The sequence below is a fragment of the Streptomyces sp. NPDC026515 genome, from assembly GCF_055567595.1.
In genome coordinates this window covers 35,547-53,643 of sequence record NZ_JBVHQD010000002.1, presented here as the reverse complement: position 1 = coordinate 53,643, position 18,097 = coordinate 35,547, and the positions used below count along the sequence as shown (strand labels likewise).

The window sequence follows — 18,097 nt, the reverse complement described above, 5'->3', positions numbered from 1 at the left end:
AGGTCAGATCACCTCCGGCTGGAGAGCGGGGTGGTTCTGACCGCCGCCGGAGAGGGTCGAGGCGCTCTGGCCCTCGCCTCCGATGCTGGTGGAGCCGCGGGTGAGCCAGCCCTGCTTGTTCATGGTGACGAAGGCGTACAGCTTGATCGGCAGCGAGATCATGATGACCACGAGTGCCGTCAGCGGCAGCAGCAGGATCTCCTGCGGGTGCCTGCGCAGATGCGAGTAGCCGCGGACCGCACGGCCCAGCATCAGCCAGATCAGGGTGAGGACGATGCCGCGCGGGCTGAGGTCGAGCCGGCTCAGCAGCAGATAGCCGAGGGCCATGCCCATGGTCACCGGAGTGAGCAGGATCTGCAGCACGGTGATCTTGGTGACCAGCGGGGCCCGCCACAGCCAGCCCTTGTACAGCGCGGTCAGGTAGCACCGGTAGGAGTTGCGGCTCCACCGGACGCGCTGCTTCACGAACGCCCGGAACGACGAGGGGAACATGGAGACGGCCCGGGCCGAGGACTGGTGCACGGTCCTGTAGCCGGAGGCGAGCACCAGCCAGGTCAGCCGGCCGTCGTCGCCCGCCACGCAGCGGCGGCCGAGGAAGAACTCGTTCTCCAGGTTCTCCAGGACCGGCAGGACCGCGGCCCGCCGGTAGGCGGCCGTACGGCCCGACAGACAGGCCACGGCTCCGGCCCGGCCCATGGCCGGGACGTAGTCGTAGTAGCGGAGGTTGACCAGCCAGTCGGCTATGCGGCGCCAGACGCTGGTGGTGCGCTGGTAGACGTTCTGCTGGGTACCGACGCCACCGACCGCGGGGTCCGCGAAGGGCATCTGCACGGCGTCCAGCAGCCCCGGCTCCCAGCGGGTGTCGGAGTCCACCAGGACGAGGAGCTCGGCGGTGGCCTCGCGTATGCCGACCCCCAAGGCGGAGCGTTTGCCCCGGTGTTCGAAGGCGAGCACCCGGACCCGGGGGTCCTCCACCAGCGACAGCCGGCGCAGCACCTCGTGGTCCTCGACGTCGGGGACGATGATGATCTCGGCCGGATCCTGGGCGAGCCAGGTCTCCAGGCACTCCAGCAGGATGTCAGGGTCTTCCCGGTACGCCGGGACCACCACGGAGACACTGGTGCGGAAGTTGTTGACGACCGGCTTGGCGAACCGGGAGAGCACCGCTCGGTACAGCCAGAGCGCCCAGACGAAGAGTCCGGCCAGCCCCAGCGGCATCAGCTCTCGCCACGAAGTCTCCCCCACAGCCTCGACGATCCACGACCAGACCTGGTCGAAGAACTCGGACAATGTTTCGCTCTCCCCCCACATGACACGGCTGCCTCGGTCCGAAAAGCGACAGAACCGGGCACTGCTTCAGCGATGCTAGGAGTTCTCGGGTGAACGGGAGTCACACAAAGCACTAACTTCGCTCACGAAATCTTCACACACCACTCGTCACGGTCATGACGAGGCTGCCGGAGGGCAGGTGCGCAGGACCCCCAGTTCCCCATGTACTCCCCGACCGTGACAGCACGTCACACACGTCACGGCGCGAGGGGGATCATATGAGGGTGATGTGAAGAGGACGAACTCTTCCGATAAATGGCATGTTTCGACGGGACGAGCGGAAAGCGGGTGCCACGGCACCGCGAGACCCACCCGGTGACGACGTCAGCCCCGCAGCGCGGCCTTCAGCAGCTCCGGGTCGGTGGTCGGGGCGTCACAGGTGAAGTGCCGGCAGACGTACGCGGCCGGCCGGTCCCCGACGAGCGGGCGGCCGGCGAGGAGCGGGAACTCCTCGCTCCCCGGGGTTCCCACGGCCACGACCGCGCCGGGGGCCACGCCCAGCAGCGCGGCGCGGTGCAGGGCGGCCGTAGGGCCGTCCCCCTGGCCTGGTCCCACGATCGCGACCTCGCGCGGGCCGTCGAGCAGCGCCTCGGCGACCGCGAGCCCCCACCCGATGAAGCGCGGCACCCGTGGCCCGAGCGTCCTGACGACGCCCAGCGCCCGTTCCGCCGCCGCGCGATGAGGCTCCGACCCGGTGTGGGCCGCGTAGCCGAGCAGCGCACCTGCGGCCGCCGTCCAGCCGGAGGGCGTGGCGTTGTCGGTCGGGTCCTGCGGCCGGCGGATGAGCTTCTCGGCGTCCGAGGCGGTGTCGTAGAGGGCACCGGTCTCCGCGTCGGCGAAGCGGTCCAGGACGTGGCCGAGCAGCAGGCCGGCGAACTCCAGCCAGACCCCCTCGCCGGTCACGGACGCGAGCGCCAGGAAGCCCTCGGCGACGTCGCCGTAGTCCTCCAGCACACCCGCGTTGGCGCCGGCCTGGCCGTCCCGGCTGGTGCGGGCGATCCGCGCGTGGTCGTCGAGATGCACCCGTACGAGGAGATCCGCGGCGCCGACGGCGGCCTCGACCAGGTCGGGCCGGTCGAAGAAGGCGCCGGTCTCGGCGAGCGCCGCGACGGCGAGCCCGTTCCAGGCGGCGACCACCTTGTCGTCCCGGCCCGGCGCCGGGCGTTCCGCGCGCTTCGCGAGCAGCCGCCGTTTGACCGACTCGACCTTCTCGGCGTCGAACACCACGTCCTGCTGCGGGAGTTGCAGCACGGACTGACCGTGCTCGAAGGTGCCCGCCTCGGTGACACCGAAGTACCGGACGGCGAGATCCGCGTCCGCGCCGAGGACGTCGTCGAGCTGCGCGGGTGTCCACACGTAGTACGCGCCCTCGACGTGCCTGCCGGTCCCGTCGTCGCTGTCGGCGTCCAGGGCGGAGGCGAAACCGCCCTCGCCGGTGCCGAGTTCACGGACCATGAAGTCGGCGGTCTCCAGCGCGACCCGGCGGGCCAGCTCGGACCCCGTCGCCCGCCACAGGTGCGCGTAGACCCGGCAGAGCAGGGCGTTGTCGTACAGCATCTTCTCGAAGTGCGGCACGACCCAGTCGCGGTCGACGGAGTACCGGGCGAAGCCGCCGCCCAGCTGGTCGTAGAGGCCGCCGCGGGCCATCCGCTCGCAGGTGTCCGCGGCCATCTGCAGGGCGCCTTCGGAACCGGTCCGGGCGTGGTGGCGCAGCAGGAACTCGACGGTCATGGACGGCGGGAACTTGGGGGCACCGCCGAACCCGCCGCGCTGCGCGTCGTACTCGCGGGTGAGCCCGAGCAGGGCCTGGCCGAGCTCCTGCTCACCGGGCGGCCGGTCGCCCTGGTGGCTGATCTCCCGCTCGGCGAGATCGTGGACGATCTTCCCGGCGACCTCGGCGACCTCGTCGCGCCGGTCCGCCCAGGCGCCCCGGACCCCCTCCAGGACCTGCCGGAAGGAGGGCATCCCGTGCCGCGGGGCGGGCGGGAAGTAGGTGCCGAAGTAGAACGGCTCGGCGTCGGGCGTGAGGAACACGGTCATGGGCCAGCCACCCTGCCCGGTGGCGGCCTGCACGGCCTCCATGTACACGGCGTCGATGTCCGGCCGCTCCTCGCGGTCCACCTTGACGGCGACGAAGTGCTCGTTCAGGAAGTCGGCGGTGGCCTGGTCCTCGAAGGACTCATGGGCCATCACATGGCACCAGTGGCACGCCGAATAGCCGACGGACAGCAGGACGGGTACGTCACGCCGCCGCGCCTCCTCGAAGGCGGCCGGCTCCCAGGGCCACCAGTCGACCGGATTGTCAGCGTGCTGAAGCAGATAAGGCGAGGTCACACCAGCCAGCCGGTTCATGCGCCCCAGCCTCTCACAGCGCCCCGCCCCACCGGCGGGTCCTGCGCGGGCGCCGCCCCGCCCGGCCTCACGGTCCGCACGGCTCGCCCTCCCGTTCCCCGACGGGGTCGGGGGCCGCGTAGAAGCGCAGGTTGACCCGGCGCGCGCCCTCGGGAACGGCGTCGTCCGGGTGGCCGTAGCGGTCGAGCAGTTCCTGGTAGGCGCGGACGAACGCGTGCAGGTCGTCCTTGGTCATCCAGGTTCCGGTGCGCTGCACCTGGGACCAGCCCTGCGGACCCCGGTACTCCTCGTGGGCGCGGCGGAACAGCCTGGTGTCGACCTCGATCTTGAGCAGGGCGAGGTGCTCGGCCGCCGCGTACTCCTCGGCCGTCATCGTGGCCGGGTCGGGTGTGGTGTGGCGGAACGGCAGGCTCCGCCACCACCGCTCCCGCCCTCCCGACCTCTCCGGGATCTCCTCGATGAGCTTCTGCTCGGCGAGCTTGCGCAGGTGGTAGCTGGTGGTGCCGGAACTCTCGCCGAGTTCGCGGGCGAGCACGGTGGAGTTGGCCTCGCCGTGCCGGCCGAGGTAGTCGAGGATCCGGCGGCGCAGCGGATTGCCCAGTGACTTGTAGAGGGCGGTGCGTTCGAGGCCGGTCAGCTCGGCGTGGGCGCCGGGGTCGGGCGCGGCGGGCGTCCTGGGCGTGCCGTCGGTCATGCGATCACCGTAGCCCTGAGAACCCTGAGACGTCCCCGATGTCTGCCGACTTTCCTTTGCAGAGCTTTCTCTGCGTTCTACGATGGGGCATGGCGGAGCTCCCGCGAGGTCACCCTGGGGGGCCATCGGGTCCACAGCCTCCGCCGGGCCGGAACAAGGTGAGGGGGCCGAGGTGTTGGAGGGGTCGACGGCGAGGAAGGCGCGGAGGATGAAGCGGACGAGGCGGCTGAAGAGGTGGGCACTGATCCTTCTCGGGTCGTCCGCCGTGCTGCTCGTGCCGTGGACGGTGGTGCTGGCGCTGACGCTGCCCACCAGGACCGAGGTGCACAACTGGTCGCTGGCCTGGATCGGGCTGGACGTCCTGATGGCGGCGGGCTGCGCGGCCACGGCCGTGCTGGGGTTGCGGGGTGACGCCCGGGTCCGCCTGACGGCTTCGGCGACGGCATCGGTCGCGATCCTGGACGCATGGTTCGACATCACGACGTCGGCGGTCGGCACGGCGCTGCTGGAGGCGCTCGGCAGCGCGGTCGCGGAGGCGGGGCTGGCCGCGGCATGCGTCTTCCTGGCGCTGTCGAAGGGCCGGCAGGGCGAACCCGCGCCCCGGTAGCCGGACGCTTCTCTTGGAGATCCGCTCTTCGATGATCCGGCCCTCTCGCAACTTCGCCCTCTCCCAAGGACACTCATAGGCCAAGGAGTTACCGCTGGAGGGGGACGGGACATGCGGGACGCCCATCGGGCGGAAGCCGACCGGCTGCTGGTCCAGGCCGTGGAGGAGGAGGTCCGCCGCTCCGGCGGCCGCGTCGACGGACAGCTGCTGCTGTCACGGGCCCGCGGCGGCCTGGAGGCGATGGCCCAGAGCGCCGCGGAGGAGTACGACACCTACACTCACGCTCTCGACGAACGGGAGGCCGGCCGGCAGAGCTTCGGCCAGCGCTACGCCCGCGACGGCGCGGGAACTCCGCTGCTGGTGGCGGCCGTCGCCGCGGTCGCCGCCACCGTCGCCGACCTCTCCTTCGGCACCGGCGCCGGTACGGCACTCGGCGCGGGCGCGGCCGCCGGAGTGATCGGCGCGGCGGCCACGGTCGTCAAGGTCGCCGGCGCCCATCTCCCCGCCGCGCACCACCAGGCCGGCGAGGCAGGCCAGCCCGGCGGCCCCGAACAGCTGCGGCTGCAGTGGCTGACCGCGCTGGAGGTACGCGGCATCCGTCCGTTCCTCGATCAGCAGCGGGTGCTCAGCGCGTCCACGGGGCCGAAGAAGCAGGGGCCGGGGCTGCGCGGCGCGGACAAGAGCGCGGCGGCCCGCAGGCGTACGGTGCTCCAGCAGTCGTTCGGCCAGCTCCCCGACCGGGACGGCCCGTTCGCCGGCCGCCAGCATGAGCTGGCGCGGATCCGGCAGTGGGCGCAGGCGGCGCGGGCGGCCACGGAGACCCGTCCGACGGTGGTCGTCCTGCACGGGGAGCCCGGCTCCGGGCGGACGACGCTCGCGATCCGGGCCACCCACGAGCTGAAGGACTTCTTCCGGGGTGCGGTCGTGGTGGATCTGCGCGGTGGAACCCGCGGTGAGCCGCCGCTGCCCACCCGGGACGCGCTGCTGCACCTGCTCAACCGGCTGGGCGCGCCGCGTGAACAGCTGCTGTTCCGTGAGCGTTCCTCACCCGACCAGCAGGTCAAGCGGCTCAGCGAGCTGTACCACCAGCACCTGACGGGTCTGCCGGTGACCATCGTGCTGGACGACGCCTCGGACGCCGGGCAGGTGCGCACCCTGATCCCGGAGCGGTCGGACAGCCTGGTCCTGGTGACCGCCCGGGAACAGCTCGACCTGCCCGCGGACCTGCCGGCCTGGGTGCACCAGCTTCCGGTGACGGCGCTGGACGCGGCGGGTGCGGAGGAGCTGCTGGACGCGGCGGCGCAGGACACGTCGGGGCCGTACGACGCGCAGTCCGCGGAGCGGATAAGGGAGCTGTGCGGCGGCCTGCCGCTGGCCCTGCGGGTGGCGGGCTCCTCGCTGGGTTCGCGCTCACCGCTCCAGCTGGCGACGGATCTCGGCGCGTACGGCCCGGTCGAGCCGGTGGAGCGAGTGCTGTGGCTGCGCTACACCGACCAGTCGGACATCGGCCGCCGCCTGTTGCGGCGGCTGGCGCTGGCGGGCCGGGCCTCGCTCGGCGCGGCGGCCGCGGCCGCACTGCTGGCCACGGACGAGGCGGAGGCGACCCGTCAGCTGCTCGCGCTCGCGCGGGCCGGTCTGATCGACCATGTCCGGGGCAGCCGCTACCGGCTGCACGACCTGGTCCGGGCCTTCGCCCAGGCCCGCCTCGCCGACGAGGAGGCACCGGCCGACCGTACGGCGGCGCAGGAGCGGCTGATCGTGAACTACGGGGAACTGGCCGACTCCGTGCTGCGGCTGGTGGACGGCAACATGTCCACCCGCTCGGACCGGTTCAGCCCGCACGGCTTCACCTCGCTCGACGAGGCGCTGCGCTGGCTGGACGACGAGTCGAGCTTCATCACGGCGGCGCTGCGGCACGCCGAGGGCGTCGACCAGGCGGCCGTGCAGAGTCTGCTGGGCGCCCTGTGCGACTACTGCCTGCTGCGCGGCGACCTGTACCGGCTCGGTGAGATCAGCGAGCTGGCGCAGGCGGTGGACCAGGGACTGCTGGTGCGTTCGGTGCAGTGGCGGACCGGTATCGCGGCTCGGCACCTGGGCGAACTGGACAAGGCGCGCACCACCCTCACCTCGGTGGTGGACCTCTACATGGAGGCGCACCACGACGCCGGCGCGGCCCGTGCCCTGTGCTCCCTCGGGATCACCCTGCACCACCAGGGCAACCTCACCGAGGCGGCGGCCAAGCTCCAGGAGGCGCTGGATCTGCAGGCGGCCCCCCAGCTGGCGACCGACCGGGCCTGGACGATGCACGCGCTCGCGGCGGTGCAGCGCGACCGCGCCCGGCTGCCGGAGGCGTTGGACCTGCTCACCCGCTCGCTCGTGCTGCACCGGGAGGGCGGTTCGGTGCACGGCGAGGCCTGGGCGCACTTCCAGCTCGGTCAGCTGGCGCTGCGGATGGGCGACGTACCGCGTGCGGAGCGCGAGTTGGGGGCGGCGCTGGAGCGCTACGGCCGTACCCGCGACGCCCGCGGCGAGGCCTGGGCACTGACCCAGCTGGCGCGCACCCGGCTGGTGGACGGTGACGCGTCCCCGGCGGTGGACGCACTGCGGCAGGCGGCGGCCCGGCACCGGGAGAACGAGGACGCGCGCGGCGAGGCCTGGACGGTCTACTACCTGGGCCAGGCGCTGGAGGAGACCGGCACGCTGGACCTGGCGGTCCGTGAGCTGGAGCGCTCGCGCGCGATGTTCTCCCGGATGCGGGACGTCTACGGACTGGCCTGCGCCCGCCACCACTCGGCCCGGGTCACCCGCGACCAGCGCGCGGCCCAGACCGGCTCGCTGCGCAACTCGGGTTTCGCCCGCCAGCTGCTGGTCGACGCCCACGCCGACTTCCAGCGCATCGGTGTCGTCCACGGCGAGGCCTGGACCTGTCTGGAGCTGGCCGTCGTCGACGCCGGCAACAGCCGCACCCAGCAGGCCCTGGCCCTGTGCGACGAGGCGGTCACCCTGTTCTCGTCGTACGGCGACCGCCGCGGCGAGGACTGGGCCCGCTTCCTGCGCTGCACCCTGCTCCCCTACGCCGCACCGGGCGGTGCGGAGGTGGGCACGGCGGTCGCGCAGGAGGAACTCGCCCAGCTCTCCCGCGCCGTCCATCCGCTGCGCGACGAGAAACTGACCGAGTACGTCACCGCGTACGGCCTGCTGCTGGACCGCGGGATCACCCTGGAGTCCGGCTGGCAGGCCTGGCGCCTGGGCATGGTGCCCAGCCGGCACGCCCGTGAGGTGATGGGGGTGCCGGTGCCGGGCGGGGAGTGACCCGGGTCAGCCCTTGGAGTCGGCCACCGCGGTCCCCGGGTCCGCCTTGGCGTCCGGGGCCTCCTTGAAGTCGACCTTCTGCATGTGCTTGCTCATGGACTTCATCAGGCCCCAGACCGCCAGGGCCATCACCGCGAAGACGATGAAGCCGAGGACCCCGGGGGTGACCTTGTTCTCGTCGACCTCCTTGGCGAGGGGGACGAGGTGCGTCAGTGCCAGGTTTGCGCTTGCGCTCATGTCAGGCATTGTCGCGGATGCCCGCAAAGAGGTCGTCCTCGGGGAGGGAGGTATCGACGAGCGACTTCGCGAGCTCGTACTCCTCGGTCGGCCAGACCTCCTTCTGGAGGTCCATCGGGACCTTGAACCAGCCGCCGTCGGGGTCGATCTGCGTGGCGTGCGCGATCAGTGCCTTGTCGCGGATCTCGAAGAAGTCCGCGCACGGGATGTGCGTGGTCAGGGTGCGCTCGGTGCGCTCCGTCTCGCTCCACCGCTTCAGCCAGTCCCCGTACGGCGACTCCATGCCGCGCGCCAGCAGCGCGTTGTGCAGCGCCTCGGTGCGCGGGCGGTTGAAGCCCTGGTTGTAGTAGAGCTTCCGCGCCTGGTGGACCGGGCCGAACTCGCCCTCGGGGTACTTCTCCGGGTCGGCCGCGCCCTCGAAGGCCACCATCGAGATCTTGTGGGTCATGATGTGGTCGGGGTGCGGGTAGCCGCCGTTCTCGTCGTAGGTGGTGATCACCTGCGGACGGAACGCGCGGATCCGCCGGACGAGCTCACCGGCGGCCTTGTCGACGTCCTCCAGGGCGAAGCAGCCGTCGGGAAGCGGCGGCAGCGGGTCGCCCTCGGGCAGGCCCGAGTCGACGAAGCCCAGCCAGTCCTGCTTGACGCCGAGGATCTCCCGGGCCTCGTCCATCTCCTTCTTGCGTACCTCGTGGATGTGCTCCTCGATGTACTTGTCGCCCTGCAGCTTGGGGTTGAGGATGGAGCCGCGCTCCCCGCCCGTGCAGGTCACGACCAGCACGTCCACCCCCTCGGACACGTACTTCGCCATGGTGGCCGCGCCCTTGCTCGACTCGTCGTCGGGGTGGGCGTGGACGGCCATCAGTCGCAGCTGGTCAGTCAAGACTCAATCCTCAGTAAGTCGGCGCCCCGGTGTCTTCGGGTGCGATCGGCGCTTCTATAGTGACCGAATCGGGGGGCGAATAATTCCGGGGTCCGGGTCCGGCCGGCCCCGGAAGGGTTCCTGCAGGAGGACGATCATGAGTACCGCGAGTACGCGGCCGCCCGAGGGTCGCTACGGCCGCTCCTCGGACGAGGCCGCCGACCGCAAACTCAAGATCACCGGCGCCGTCCTGGGCGCCCTGCTCCTCGCCCTGGTCGGTTATTTCGCCTACCACTATGTCGTGAAGAGCGAGATCAGCGCCCAGGTGGTCACCTTCGACGCCTCGGACAGCGCGGTCAAGGTGCATCTGGAGGTCCACAAGGACGCCGGCGCCTCCGGGTACTGCACCCTGCGTTCCCAGGCCGCGGACGGCTCCGAGGTGGGCCGGGCGGACTTCCGCTTCACCGGTTCCGCCACCGAGATCGACCGCGTGGTCACCCTGCGTACGACGGCTCGCGGCACCACGGCGGAGCTGCTCGGCTGCCACACCGGCTGACACCGGCCATGAATACGTAGAGCCTCACCTGCGTTGATGCGATTCTGATGGCTTATGTCCTCCCCCTTACGCCGTCGAATTGTTAGGCTCGTGGTTTCGCCCTTCCGTGGAGGAACATGCTTCTGGGTAGGGCGATGCTTTGTATTCCCAGTACCTACGAGGAGCACCTGTGACCCAGACCAGCGAGAACGTCACCTGGCTGACCCAGGAGGCGTACAACCAGCTCAAGGCCGAGCTGGAGTACCTGTCTGGTCCTGCGCGCACGGAGATCGCCGCCAAGATCGCGGCTGCGCGCGAGGAGGGCGACCTGCGCGAGAACGGCGGGTACCACGCGGCCAAGGAGGAGCAGGGCAAGCAGGAGCTCCGTGTGCGCCAGCTGACCCAGCTTCTGGAGAACGCCAAGGTCGGCGAGGCTCCGGCCTCCGCGGACGGCGCTGTCGCGCCCGGCATGGTGGTGACCATCGCCTTCGACGGCGACGAGGACGACACGATGACGTTCCTCCTCGCCTCGCGCGAGTACGCCAGCGCCGACGTCGAGACCTACTCGCCGCAGTCCCCGCTGGGCACCGGTGTCATCGGACACAAGGTGGGCGAGGACGCCGAGTACGAGCTGCCGAACGGCAAGAAGGCCTCGGTGAAGATCCTCAAGGCCGAGCCCTACTCCGGCTGACCTCGACAGACACCTGCCCCCGGCGTCCACGGGACGCCGGGGGCGTTGTCATGGGCCGGGTCAGGCGGTGGCCGAGCGGTACTTGCGGACCGCTAGCGTCCGGAAGACCAGGATGATCGCGACCGACCAGATCAGCGAGGCCACGACCGGGTGCTGCATGGGCCAGGCGCCGGACGCGTTGAAGCCCGGCGGCAGATTGCCGAACAGCTCACGGCTGGCCTGGACGGTGGCGCTGAACGGGTTCCACTCCGCGATGTGACGCAGGAAGGCCGGCAGGTGGCTGGCGTCCACGAACGCGTTCGAGATGAACGTCAGCGGGAACAGCCAGATCAGACCGCCCGAGGTCGCCGCCTCGGGGGTGCGCACGGACAGGCCGATGAGCGCGCCGATCCAGGAGAACGCGTACCCGAGCAGCAGGAGCAGACCGAATCCGGCGAGCACCTTGCCGAGGTTCTCGTGGGTGCGCCAGCCGACGATCAGGGCGACGACCGCCAGCACGACGAGGGTGAGCGCCGTCTGCACCAGGTCGGCGATGGTCCGGCCGGTCAGCACCGCGCCGCGCGCCATGGGCAGCGACCGGAAGCGGTCGATGAGGCCCTTGTGCATGTCGTCGGCGATGCCCGCGCCCGCGCCCGCGGTGGCGAAGGTCACCGTCTGCGCGAAGATGCCCGCCATCAGGAACTCGCGGTAGGCCTGGGTGGAGGTGGACGAGCCGACCTGGATCGAGCCGCCGAACACGTAGGTGAACAGCACCACGAACATGATGGGCTGGATGAGCCCGAAGATCAGCATCTCGGGGATCCGGGACATCCGGATCAGGTTGCGTTTCGCGATCACCATCGAGTCGCGGAAGGACTGACTGACGGCGTTGCCCGGGGCGGCTACCCGCACGGTGTCGCTGACGGCGCTCACTTCACGGTCTCCTTGCGGCTGTCCTTGCGGGTGTTCTGCCGGCCCTGGTCGCCGGTGTCCTCGGTCTTCTCCTCGGCCGTGTGTCCGGTCAGGGACAGGAAGACGTCGTCGAGGGTCGGGCGGCGCAGCGCGATGTCGTCGATCTCGATGCCCCGGGAGTCCAGCTCACGGATGACCTCCGCGAGCAGCTTGGCGCCGCCGGTGACGGGGACCGTGAGCTTGCGGGTGTGCTCCTCGACGGTGGTCTCGCCCTTGCCGAAGCCGCGCAGCACCTCGCCGGCGGTCGGGATGTGCTCGCGCTCGTGGACGACGACCTCGACGCGCTCGCCGCCGGTGCGGGCCTTGAGCTGGTCCGAGGTGCCCTGGGCGATGACCCGTCCGTGGTCGACGACCGCGATGTCGTGGGCGAGGTGGTCGGCCTCCTCCAGGTACTGCGTGGTCAGCAGCAGCGTCGTGCCGCCGGAGACGAGCTGCTTGATGACCTCCCACAGCTGCTGGCGGTTGCGCGGGTCGAGGCCGGTGGTGGGTTCGTCCATGAACATCACCGGCGGCGAGACGACCAGTGCGGCCGCCAGGTCGAGGCGGCGGCGCATGCCTCCGGAGTAGGTCTTGGCGGGGCGGTCCGCGGCGTCGGTGAGGTGGAACTGCTCCAGCAGCTCGACCGCGCGGGCCTTGGCCTGTTTCGCGCCCATCTGGTACAGACGGCCGACCATCTGCAGGTTCTCGCGGCCGGTCAGGTATTCGTCGACCGCCGCGAACTGTCCGGACAGGCCGATGGAGCGGCGCACCGCGTCCGGTTGCCCGACCACGTCCAGGCCCGCGACGACCGCCTTGCCGCTGTCGGGGCGCAACAGGGTGGTCAGACAGCGGACGGTCGTCGTCTTGCCGGCGCCGTTCGGCCCGAGCAGTCCGAGGACGGTGCCTTCGGGGACATCGAGATCGACGCCGTCCAAAGCCCTTACGTCACCGAAGGTCTTCACCAGGCCTTCGGCATAGATGGCGCCTGGCATATGAGTCTCCACGTCGTCGAGGATTCTTCGAGAAAGGCTAGGTATGCGCGCTTCGGTCCGCCTATGGTTTTCGCCGACGCGACGACAGGCGGGCGCGACCGTGGCCACGCGACACACCATAACGCGATGTATCGCGTTCGTCGACAGGTTTTCTCGAACGAGTGAATGAACAGGTCCTGACCTCGCCGTTCGCCCTCGGAAGCGGCCGAAGGCGCGGCCCGGAGCGGCCGGAAGCAGCCCGGAGCCGTCCGGGAGCCGCCGGGAGCGCGGCCGTTTCTCTCAGTCGATGACCGTGTAGCCGGCCTCGCGCAGTGCCTGCCCGACCTCCGTGCAGTGCACCGGCCCCTTGGTCTCCAGCTGGAGTTCGACCTCCGCCTCCGAGAGCCCGAGCCGGGGGTCGGTCCTGACGTGGCTGATGTCCAGGACGTTGGCGTCGGCCCCCGACAGCACCCCGAGGAGCGTGGCCAGGGCGCCCGGCCGGTCGGTCAGCCGCAGCCGTACGGCCAGGTAGCGGCCCTGCGCGGACATGCCGTGCCGCAGCACCCGCTGCATCAGCACCGGATCGACGTTGCCACCGGAGAGCACCGCGACGACCGGTCCGGCGAAGGTGCCGGGCTCGGCGAGCAGGGCGGCCACCGGAGCGGCACCGGCCGGTTCCACGACCAGCTTGGCCCGCTCCAGGCAGAGCAGCAGGGCGGCGGAGAGCCGGTCCTCGCCGACCGTGCGGACCTCGTCGACCAGCTCCTCGACCAACGCGAACGGCACGTCGCCGGGCCGACCGACCTTGATCCCGTCGGCCATCGTCACCGGGTTGTGCACCGAGACCGGCCGTCCGGCGGCCAGCGAGGGCGGATACGCGGCCGCACCCTCCGCCTGGACGCCGACGATCCGCACGTCCGGCCTGATCGCCTTCACCGCGACCGCGATCCCGGCGGCGAGCCCGCCGCCCCCGACACCGACGACGATCGTGCCGACCTCCGGGCACTGGTCCAGGATCTCCAGCCCGACCGTGCCCTGACCGGCGATGACGTCGGGGTGGTCGAAGGGGTGGATGAACACCGCGCCGGTCTCGGCCGCGTACTCCTGGGCGGCGGCCAGCGTCTCGTCGACCACCTGACCGTGCAGCCGGACCTCGGCGCCGTACTCGCGGGTCGCGCTGATCTTGGGCAGCGGGGCGCCGACGGGCATGAACACCGTGGCGTGCACACCGAGCAGCGCGGAGGCCAGGGCCACGCCCTGGGCGTGGTTGCCGGCGCTGGCCGCCACCACCCCGGCGGCGCGCTCCTCGGGCAGCAGCCCGGCGATCCGCACGTAGGCTCCGCGCAGCTTGAACGAACCGGTCCGCTGGAGGTTCTCGCACTTGAGGTGCACCGGCGAGCCGACCAGCTGGGACAGGTGACGGCTGCCCTCCATCGCGGTCACCCGCGCCACGCCCGTGAGCATCTTCTGAGCGCCGCGTACGTCGTCGAGGGTGACGGGGCGCAGGGAGTCAGCCGTGCTGTAGCTCATGACCCAAGTCTCGCAGTTCACAGGCCGGAGCCTCGGGTGTGACCAAGCTCCGAGACCGGTTTGCGCAGCGCCGGTACGGCTCGACCCCGGTCCGCGTACTCTGTCCCCCACACCAGCACTCTTCATGAAGTGAGTCCCCGGCCATGCCCACAACACCTGAAATGTCGATGGACATGACGACCGTCGGTGACACCGGCCTCCTCGACACGCTGCAGCACGAGGTGGCGGTGTTCGCCCGCCGTGCCGAACAGACCCGGCTCGGCGGCGTCGGGCAGGTGCGCAACTCCATGGACCGCGCCGCGTATCTGCTGCTCAACCGCCTCGACAAGGAAGGCCCCATGGGGGTCAAGGCGCTCGCCGCGAGCATGGGGATCGACTCCTCCACGGTCACCCGGCAGGTGGCCCCGCTGGTCGACACCGGGCTCGTCAAGCGCACCTCGCACCCCGAGGACGGGCGGGCCGTGGTGCTCCAGCTGTCCCCGCGCGGGCTGTCGCGGCTGGACGAAGTACGTTCCTCGCGGCGGCAGTTGATGGCGGAGCTGACCCAGGACTGGGAGCCGGCGGAGCGCGAGGCGTTCTGTGCGCTGCTCACGCGCTTCAACACCGCCCTGTCGGCGCGGATGTCCCTCCAGCCGGGCTCGGACGCACCTCCGGCATCCTGAACCCCGGCCGGCCCCGGCCCGCGGACCGTCCGGCACGCGTGCGTGCCGCCCGGCTCTTGACCGTGAGGGCACCCCTGGCCTCATATGAGACCGGGCCTCCGTCCTATCCGAATCCGTGTCCGGTTCCCGGACACGGGGGCCCACGCAGACGGGGAGGTACGGTGCGTGATCGGCAGGCGTTCCAGGACGCCCGCCGGGCCCGGGAGTTCGAGGCGTTCGTCGCGGGCGCGGCAGGACGGCTGCTGCATGCCGCGACGCTGCTCACCGCGGAGGCCCCGGACGCCAACCCGCGCGCGCGGCGCCTGCTGACCCTCGCGCTCGCGCACACGTACGCGTGCTGGGACGGGCTGCGCGGCGAGGACCCGTACGACCGGGCCCGCCAGCACCTGGCCCTGCGCTTCGCGAACTCCGTCTGGCACCAGTACGGCAGCCCGCTGAGCCGCGCCCGCCCGCACCCGGACAGCGCCCTCGCCGTCCTGACCCCGCAGGAGCGCCTGATCGTGGTGCTCCGGCTGTACGAAGGGGTCGCCGAGGAGCAGACGGCGGCGCTGCTCGGCCTGCCCACGGACCGGGTGCACACCATCTGCGACCGGGCCACCGCCACCCTGCTGCACCCGCCCAGGAAGGCGGCACCCCCGGTGATGGGAGCGAAGGTGGCACCGTCGTGAACCGTGTCGAACGCGAGGCGGCCGCCCGGCGGATCATGGAACAGGGGCCGCCACGGGTGCCGCCCGATCTCTACGGCGAGGTGCTGCGCCGCGGCGGCCGCCTGTTGCGCCGCCGACGGGCGGCCCGCCGCCTGCTGTGGGTGCTGCTGTGCGCGGCGGCGGTGGCCTTCACCGTCTGGGCGGTGCTGGTCCGGCCGTGGGCGCAGCCGCCGTCCACGACGACTCCGCCCGTCGTCGGCTGGTGAGCCGGTTCTAGCCGAGCGCCTGCTGGAGGTCTTCCAGCAGGTCGTCGACGTTCTCGATGCCCACGGACAGGCGCACCAGGTCGGCGGGCACCTCCAGCGCGGAACCGGCCGCCGAGGCGTGCGTCATCCGGCCCGGGTGCTCGATCAGCGACTCGACGCCGCCCAGGGACTCGCCGAGGGTGAACACCTTGGCGCGGTTGCAGACCTCGACCGCCGCCTCCTCGCCACCCGTGACCTGGAAGGAGATCATGCCGCCGAAGGCCTTCATCTGCTTGGCGGCGGTCTCGTGCCCGGGGTGCTCGGGCAGGCCCGGGTAGAGGACACGCGTCACGCGCGCGTGCCGGCTCAGCATGTCCGCGATCCTGGTGGCGTTCTCACTGTGCCGGTCCATGCGCACCGCGAGCGTCTTGGTGCCGCGCAGCACCAGCCACGAGTCGAACGGTCCGGCGACCGCGCCCATCGCGTTCTGGTGGTACGCCAGCTCCTCGCCCAGCGCCTGGTCCGACACGATCAGCGCGCCGCCGACCACGTCGGAGTGACCGCCCATGTACTTCGTCAGCGAGTGCACGACGACGTCCGCGCCGAGCGAGAGCGGCTGCTGGAGGTAGGGCGTGGCGAAGGTGTTGTCGACGACGAGCCGGGCGCCCGCGTCGTGGGCGACCTGCGCGACCGCGGCGATGTCGGTGATGCCGAGCAGCGGGTTGGACGGGGTCTCCACCCAGACCGCCTTGGTCTTCGGGGTGATCGCGGCCCGCACGGCCGACGGGTCGCTGGTGTCGGCGACGGACCACTCCACGCCCCACCGGGAGACGACCTTCGCGAACAGCCGGAACGTGCCGCCGTACGCGTCGTTCGGGATGACCACGTGGTCGCCGGGGCTGAGCAGCGTGCGCAGCAGGGCGTCCTCGGCCGCCAGCCCGGACGCGAACGCGAGGCCGCGGCGGCCGCCCTCCAGCGCGGCCAGGTTCTCCTCCAGGGCGGTCCTGGTGGGGTTGGCGCTGCGGCTGTACTCGTAGCCGCCGCGCAGACCGCCGACGCCGTCCTGCTTGTAGGTCGAGACCTGGTAGATCGGCGGTACGACCGCACCGGTGAGGGGGTCCGCCGTGTTGCCCGCGTGGATGGCGAGCGTCTCGAAATGCTGACTGATGTGCCTGTCGCTCATAAGCCCCGAGCCTAGTGCTCAGGCGCCTGCTCACGCGCCCCGGAGGAGCGCGGGGCGGTACCGGTGTGTGCCTTCGCCACGTGGACGCCACCCGTCCCCACCGCCCCGCGACCGCGTCCCGGCCCCGCGTCGTCCACGGGCCACGACCACCGGTTCGCCAATTGTCCGCGCCGTCTGGTTCGCTTGACGCATGGCGATTCTCTGGGCCCTGATGGCGCTGCTCCTGCTGAGCTTCGTGCTGCTCCCTGTCCTGCGGCGGCGGCGCGGCATGATCGAGCAGGTCCACCCGAGCCACCCGGACGCCGCCGACCCGGCGGACTACGGCTTCGTGCGCGAGGAGGACCTGGACGTCCGGATGCCCGGGCCCGACCACGACCTGCTCGACGTCCTGGACCTGGTGCAGCGTACCCACGACTACCACGCCGCGGCGCAGCTGCTGGCGGGCACGGAGATCACCGGCGAACTGCGCTGGCAGCGGGTGCAGGCCTTCGCCGGCGCGGCGGCGCTGGAGCTCCAGCAGCGGCCGGGCGGGGTCAGCGAGACACCGGGCGGCCAGTGGCTGCGGGTGTGGCGCGCCGAGCAGCCCAAGGACGCCGGCGGCGCGGCCGTGCACGCGGAGTTCCTGGTCCAGCAGGCGTGGCGGACGTCGACGCCGGGCACGGACGACTTCCGGATCATCATGGAGGAGGCCAGGGACGCCTGCGGTCAGGCGGCGCTGCTGTCCCCCGGCGACCCGGTGCCGTACGTCATCGAGCTGTCGGTGGCCCGCGGGCTGAACTACTCGCAGCCGGACTTCGAGAAGCTCTGGCTGAAGATCCTGGACCGCGCGCCCGCGCACATGGGGGCGCATCTCGCCGCCCTGCACTACTGGTGCGAGAAGTGGCACGGCTCGCGCGAGGCGGCGTACTCCTTCGCCGAGGCCGCCGCCGCACGCGCCCCGCGGGGCTCCCTGCTGGCCGCGATGCCGCTGTTCGCGGTCTTCGAGCACCTTCCCGAGGTCAACCTGGTGGCGAGCTTCTACCAGAGCGAGGTCGTCACCAAGGCCGTCCACGGCGCCCTGCACGCGGTGCACTCGGCCCGCCAGGACGACCCGATGCTCGCCCACGTCCGGCACCTGCTGATCTTCTTCCTGGTCCGCTCCGAACGCTGGGCGGAAGCCATGGGCGAGCTGATACACGTCGACGGGCACGTGGGGGCCCTGCCGTGGACGCTGTCCGCGAACCCGGCCGCCGAGTTCACCCTCTACCGCGCGCTGGCGGTGGCGGGCTACGAGGCGAACGGCGGCAGCCCGGCGACACTGCCCGGCTGAG

General features: G+C 71.5%; 17 protein-coding genes. 8 read left to right on the top strand and 9 right to left on the bottom strand.

Going from position 1 to position 18,097, the window contains the following annotated elements:
- Positions 1-3: 3 nt before the first annotated feature.
- The 3 genes from ACZ4O3_RS03685 to ACZ4O3_RS03675 all read right to left on the bottom strand — a co-directional run bounded on the left by ACZ4O3_RS03685 (position 4) and on the right by ACZ4O3_RS03675 (position 4,375).
- Positions 4-1,290 carry a glycosyltransferase family 2 protein gene (locus ACZ4O3_RS03685; protein ID WP_467721036.1) on the bottom strand — a complete coding sequence of 429 codons (1,287 nt, stop codon included), beginning with the start codon at positions 1,288-1,290 and terminating at the stop codon, positions 4-6.
- A gap of 363 nt (positions 1,291-1,653) precedes the next feature.
- Entirely contained in the window at positions 1,654-3,681 is a 2,028-nt protein-coding gene (locus ACZ4O3_RS03680) for a thioredoxin domain-containing protein (RefSeq protein ID WP_467721035.1), read from the bottom strand.
- Between the two features lie 67 nt (positions 3,682-3,748).
- Positions 3,749-4,375, bottom strand: coding sequence for an ArsR/SmtB family transcription factor (locus ACZ4O3_RS03675; RefSeq protein WP_362714415.1), 627 nt, complete (start codon positions 4,373-4,375; stop codon positions 3,749-3,751).
- A 208-nt stretch (positions 4,376-4,583) separates the two neighbouring features.
- On the opposite strand from ACZ4O3_RS03675, the gene ACZ4O3_RS03670 reads away from it, so the two are divergent.
- Positions 4,584-4,982, top strand: a complete 399-nt coding sequence (locus ACZ4O3_RS03670) for a hypothetical protein (RefSeq protein ID WP_362714417.1) — start codon at positions 4,584-4,586, stop codon at positions 4,980-4,982.
- 111 nt (positions 4,983-5,093) lie between these two features.
- Positions 5,094-8,294, top strand: coding sequence for a tetratricopeptide repeat protein (locus ACZ4O3_RS03665; RefSeq protein ID WP_467721034.1), 3,201 nt, complete (start codon positions 5,094-5,096; stop codon positions 8,292-8,294).
- 6 nt (positions 8,295-8,300) lie between these two features.
- On the opposite strand, the gene ACZ4O3_RS03660 is transcribed toward ACZ4O3_RS03665, so the two are convergent.
- Both ACZ4O3_RS03660 and mca read right to left on the bottom strand, forming a co-directional pair.
- Positions 8,301-8,540 (bottom strand): hypothetical protein, encoded by a 240-nt coding sequence (locus ACZ4O3_RS03660; protein ID WP_362714272.1) that lies wholly within the window; start codon positions 8,538-8,540, stop codon positions 8,301-8,303.
- Positions 8,533-9,414 carry a mycothiol conjugate amidase Mca gene (mca, locus tag ACZ4O3_RS03655; RefSeq protein WP_467721033.1) on the bottom strand — a complete coding sequence of 294 codons (882 nt, stop codon included), beginning with the start codon at positions 9,412-9,414 and terminating at the stop codon, positions 8,533-8,535. The genes ACZ4O3_RS03660 and mca overlap by 8 nt, the downstream gene beginning before the upstream one ends.
- Before the next feature lie 136 nt (positions 9,415-9,550).
- Here mca and ACZ4O3_RS03650 point away from each other — a divergent pair, with 136 nt between their 5' ends.
- Positions 9,551-9,949 carry a DUF4307 domain-containing protein gene (locus ACZ4O3_RS03650; protein WP_467721032.1) on the top strand — a complete coding sequence of 133 codons (399 nt, stop codon included), beginning with the start codon at positions 9,551-9,553 and terminating at the stop codon, positions 9,947-9,949.
- A 169-nt stretch (positions 9,950-10,118) separates the two neighbouring features.
- Positions 10,119-10,619, top strand: coding sequence for a transcription elongation factor GreA (gene greA, locus ACZ4O3_RS03645; RefSeq protein ID WP_362714278.1), 501 nt, complete (start codon positions 10,119-10,121; stop codon positions 10,617-10,619).
- 60 nt (positions 10,620-10,679) lie between these two features.
- On the opposite strand, the gene ACZ4O3_RS03640 is transcribed toward greA, so the two are convergent.
- The 3 genes from ACZ4O3_RS03640 to ilvA form a co-directional block, all read right to left on the bottom strand.
- Positions 10,680-11,459 carry an ABC transporter permease gene (locus ACZ4O3_RS03640; protein ID WP_467721311.1) on the bottom strand — a complete coding sequence of 260 codons (780 nt, stop codon included), beginning with the start codon at positions 11,457-11,459 and terminating at the stop codon, positions 10,680-10,682.
- A gap of 68 nt (positions 11,460-11,527) precedes the next feature.
- Complete coding sequence (locus tag ACZ4O3_RS03635; RefSeq protein ID WP_362714281.1) at positions 11,528-12,541, bottom strand: ATP-binding cassette domain-containing protein; 1,014 nt, start codon at positions 12,539-12,541, stop codon at positions 11,528-11,530.
- A gap of 279 nt (positions 12,542-12,820) precedes the next feature.
- Complete coding sequence (ilvA, locus tag ACZ4O3_RS03630; protein WP_362714283.1) at positions 12,821-14,050, bottom strand: threonine ammonia-lyase; 1,230 nt, start codon at positions 14,048-14,050, stop codon at positions 12,821-12,823.
- Between the two features lie 161 nt (positions 14,051-14,211).
- On the opposite strand from ilvA, the gene ACZ4O3_RS03625 reads away from it, so the two are divergent.
- From ACZ4O3_RS03625 to ACZ4O3_RS03615, 3 genes are all read left to right on the top strand, one after another.
- Positions 14,212-14,712, top strand: a complete 501-nt coding sequence (locus ACZ4O3_RS03625; protein ID WP_362714285.1) for a MarR family winged helix-turn-helix transcriptional regulator — start codon at positions 14,212-14,214, stop codon at positions 14,710-14,712.
- A gap of 161 nt (positions 14,713-14,873) precedes the next feature.
- Positions 14,874-15,380, top strand: a complete 507-nt coding sequence (locus ACZ4O3_RS03620) for a sigma factor-like helix-turn-helix DNA-binding protein (RefSeq protein ID WP_467721031.1) — start codon at positions 14,874-14,876, stop codon at positions 15,378-15,380.
- Positions 15,377-15,625 (top strand): hypothetical protein, encoded by a 249-nt coding sequence (locus ACZ4O3_RS03615; RefSeq protein WP_362714289.1) that lies wholly within the window; start codon positions 15,377-15,379, stop codon positions 15,623-15,625. Before ACZ4O3_RS03620 ends, ACZ4O3_RS03615 begins: the two co-directional genes overlap by 4 nt.
- 7 nt (positions 15,626-15,632) lie before the next feature.
- Here ACZ4O3_RS03615 and ACZ4O3_RS03610 read toward each other — a convergent pair whose 3' ends face one another.
- Positions 15,633-16,787 carry a cystathionine gamma-synthase gene (locus tag ACZ4O3_RS03610; RefSeq protein ID WP_362714291.1) on the bottom strand — a complete coding sequence of 385 codons (1,155 nt, stop codon included), beginning with the start codon at positions 16,785-16,787 and terminating at the stop codon, positions 15,633-15,635.
- 190 nt (positions 16,788-16,977) lie between these two features.
- Between ACZ4O3_RS03610 and ACZ4O3_RS03605 the strand changes: the two genes are divergently transcribed.
- Positions 16,978-18,096 (top strand): hypothetical protein, encoded by a 1,119-nt coding sequence (locus ACZ4O3_RS03605; RefSeq protein ID WP_362714293.1) that lies wholly within the window; start codon positions 16,978-16,980, stop codon positions 18,094-18,096.
- Position 18,097: the final 1 nt, after the last annotated feature.

Coding starts and splice junctions, on each gene's coding strand:
- ACZ4O3_RS03605 (WP_362714293.1), top strand. CDS start 16,978: ATGGCGATTCTCTGGGCCCTGATGGCGCTGCTCCTGCTGAGCTTCGTG.
- ACZ4O3_RS03635 (WP_362714281.1), bottom strand. CDS start 12,541: ATGCCAGGCGCCATCTATGCCGAAGGCCTGGTGAAGACCTTCGGTGAC.
- ACZ4O3_RS03660 (WP_362714272.1), bottom strand. CDS start 8,540: ATGCCTGACATGAGCGCAAGCGCAAACCTGGCACTGACGCACCTCGTC.
- ACZ4O3_RS03610 (WP_362714291.1), bottom strand. CDS start 16,787: ATGAGCGACAGGCACATCAGTCAGCATTTCGAGACGCTCGCCATCCAC.
- ACZ4O3_RS03670 (WP_362714417.1), top strand. CDS start 4,584: ATGAAGCGGACGAGGCGGCTGAAGAGGTGGGCACTGATCCTTCTCGGG.
- ACZ4O3_RS03625 (WP_362714285.1), top strand. CDS start 14,212: ATGTCGATGGACATGACGACCGTCGGTGACACCGGCCTCCTCGACACG.
- ACZ4O3_RS03680 (WP_467721035.1), bottom strand. CDS start 3,681: ATGAACCGGCTGGCTGGTGTGACCTCGCCTTATCTGCTTCAGCACGCT.
- ilvA (WP_362714283.1), bottom strand. CDS start 14,050: ATGAGCTACAGCACGGCTGACTCCCTGCGCCCCGTCACCCTCGACGAC.
- ACZ4O3_RS03665 (WP_467721034.1), top strand. CDS start 5,094: ATGCGGGACGCCCATCGGGCGGAAGCCGACCGGCTGCTGGTCCAGGCC.
- ACZ4O3_RS03640 (WP_467721311.1), bottom strand. CDS start 11,459: ATGGTGATCGCGAAACGCAACCTGATCCGGATGTCCCGGATCCCCGAG.
- ACZ4O3_RS03675 (WP_362714415.1), bottom strand. CDS start 4,375: ATGACCGACGGCACGCCCAGGACGCCCGCCGCGCCCGACCCCGGCGCC.
- ACZ4O3_RS03650 (WP_467721032.1), top strand. CDS start 9,551: ATGAGTACCGCGAGTACGCGGCCGCCCGAGGGTCGCTACGGCCGCTCC.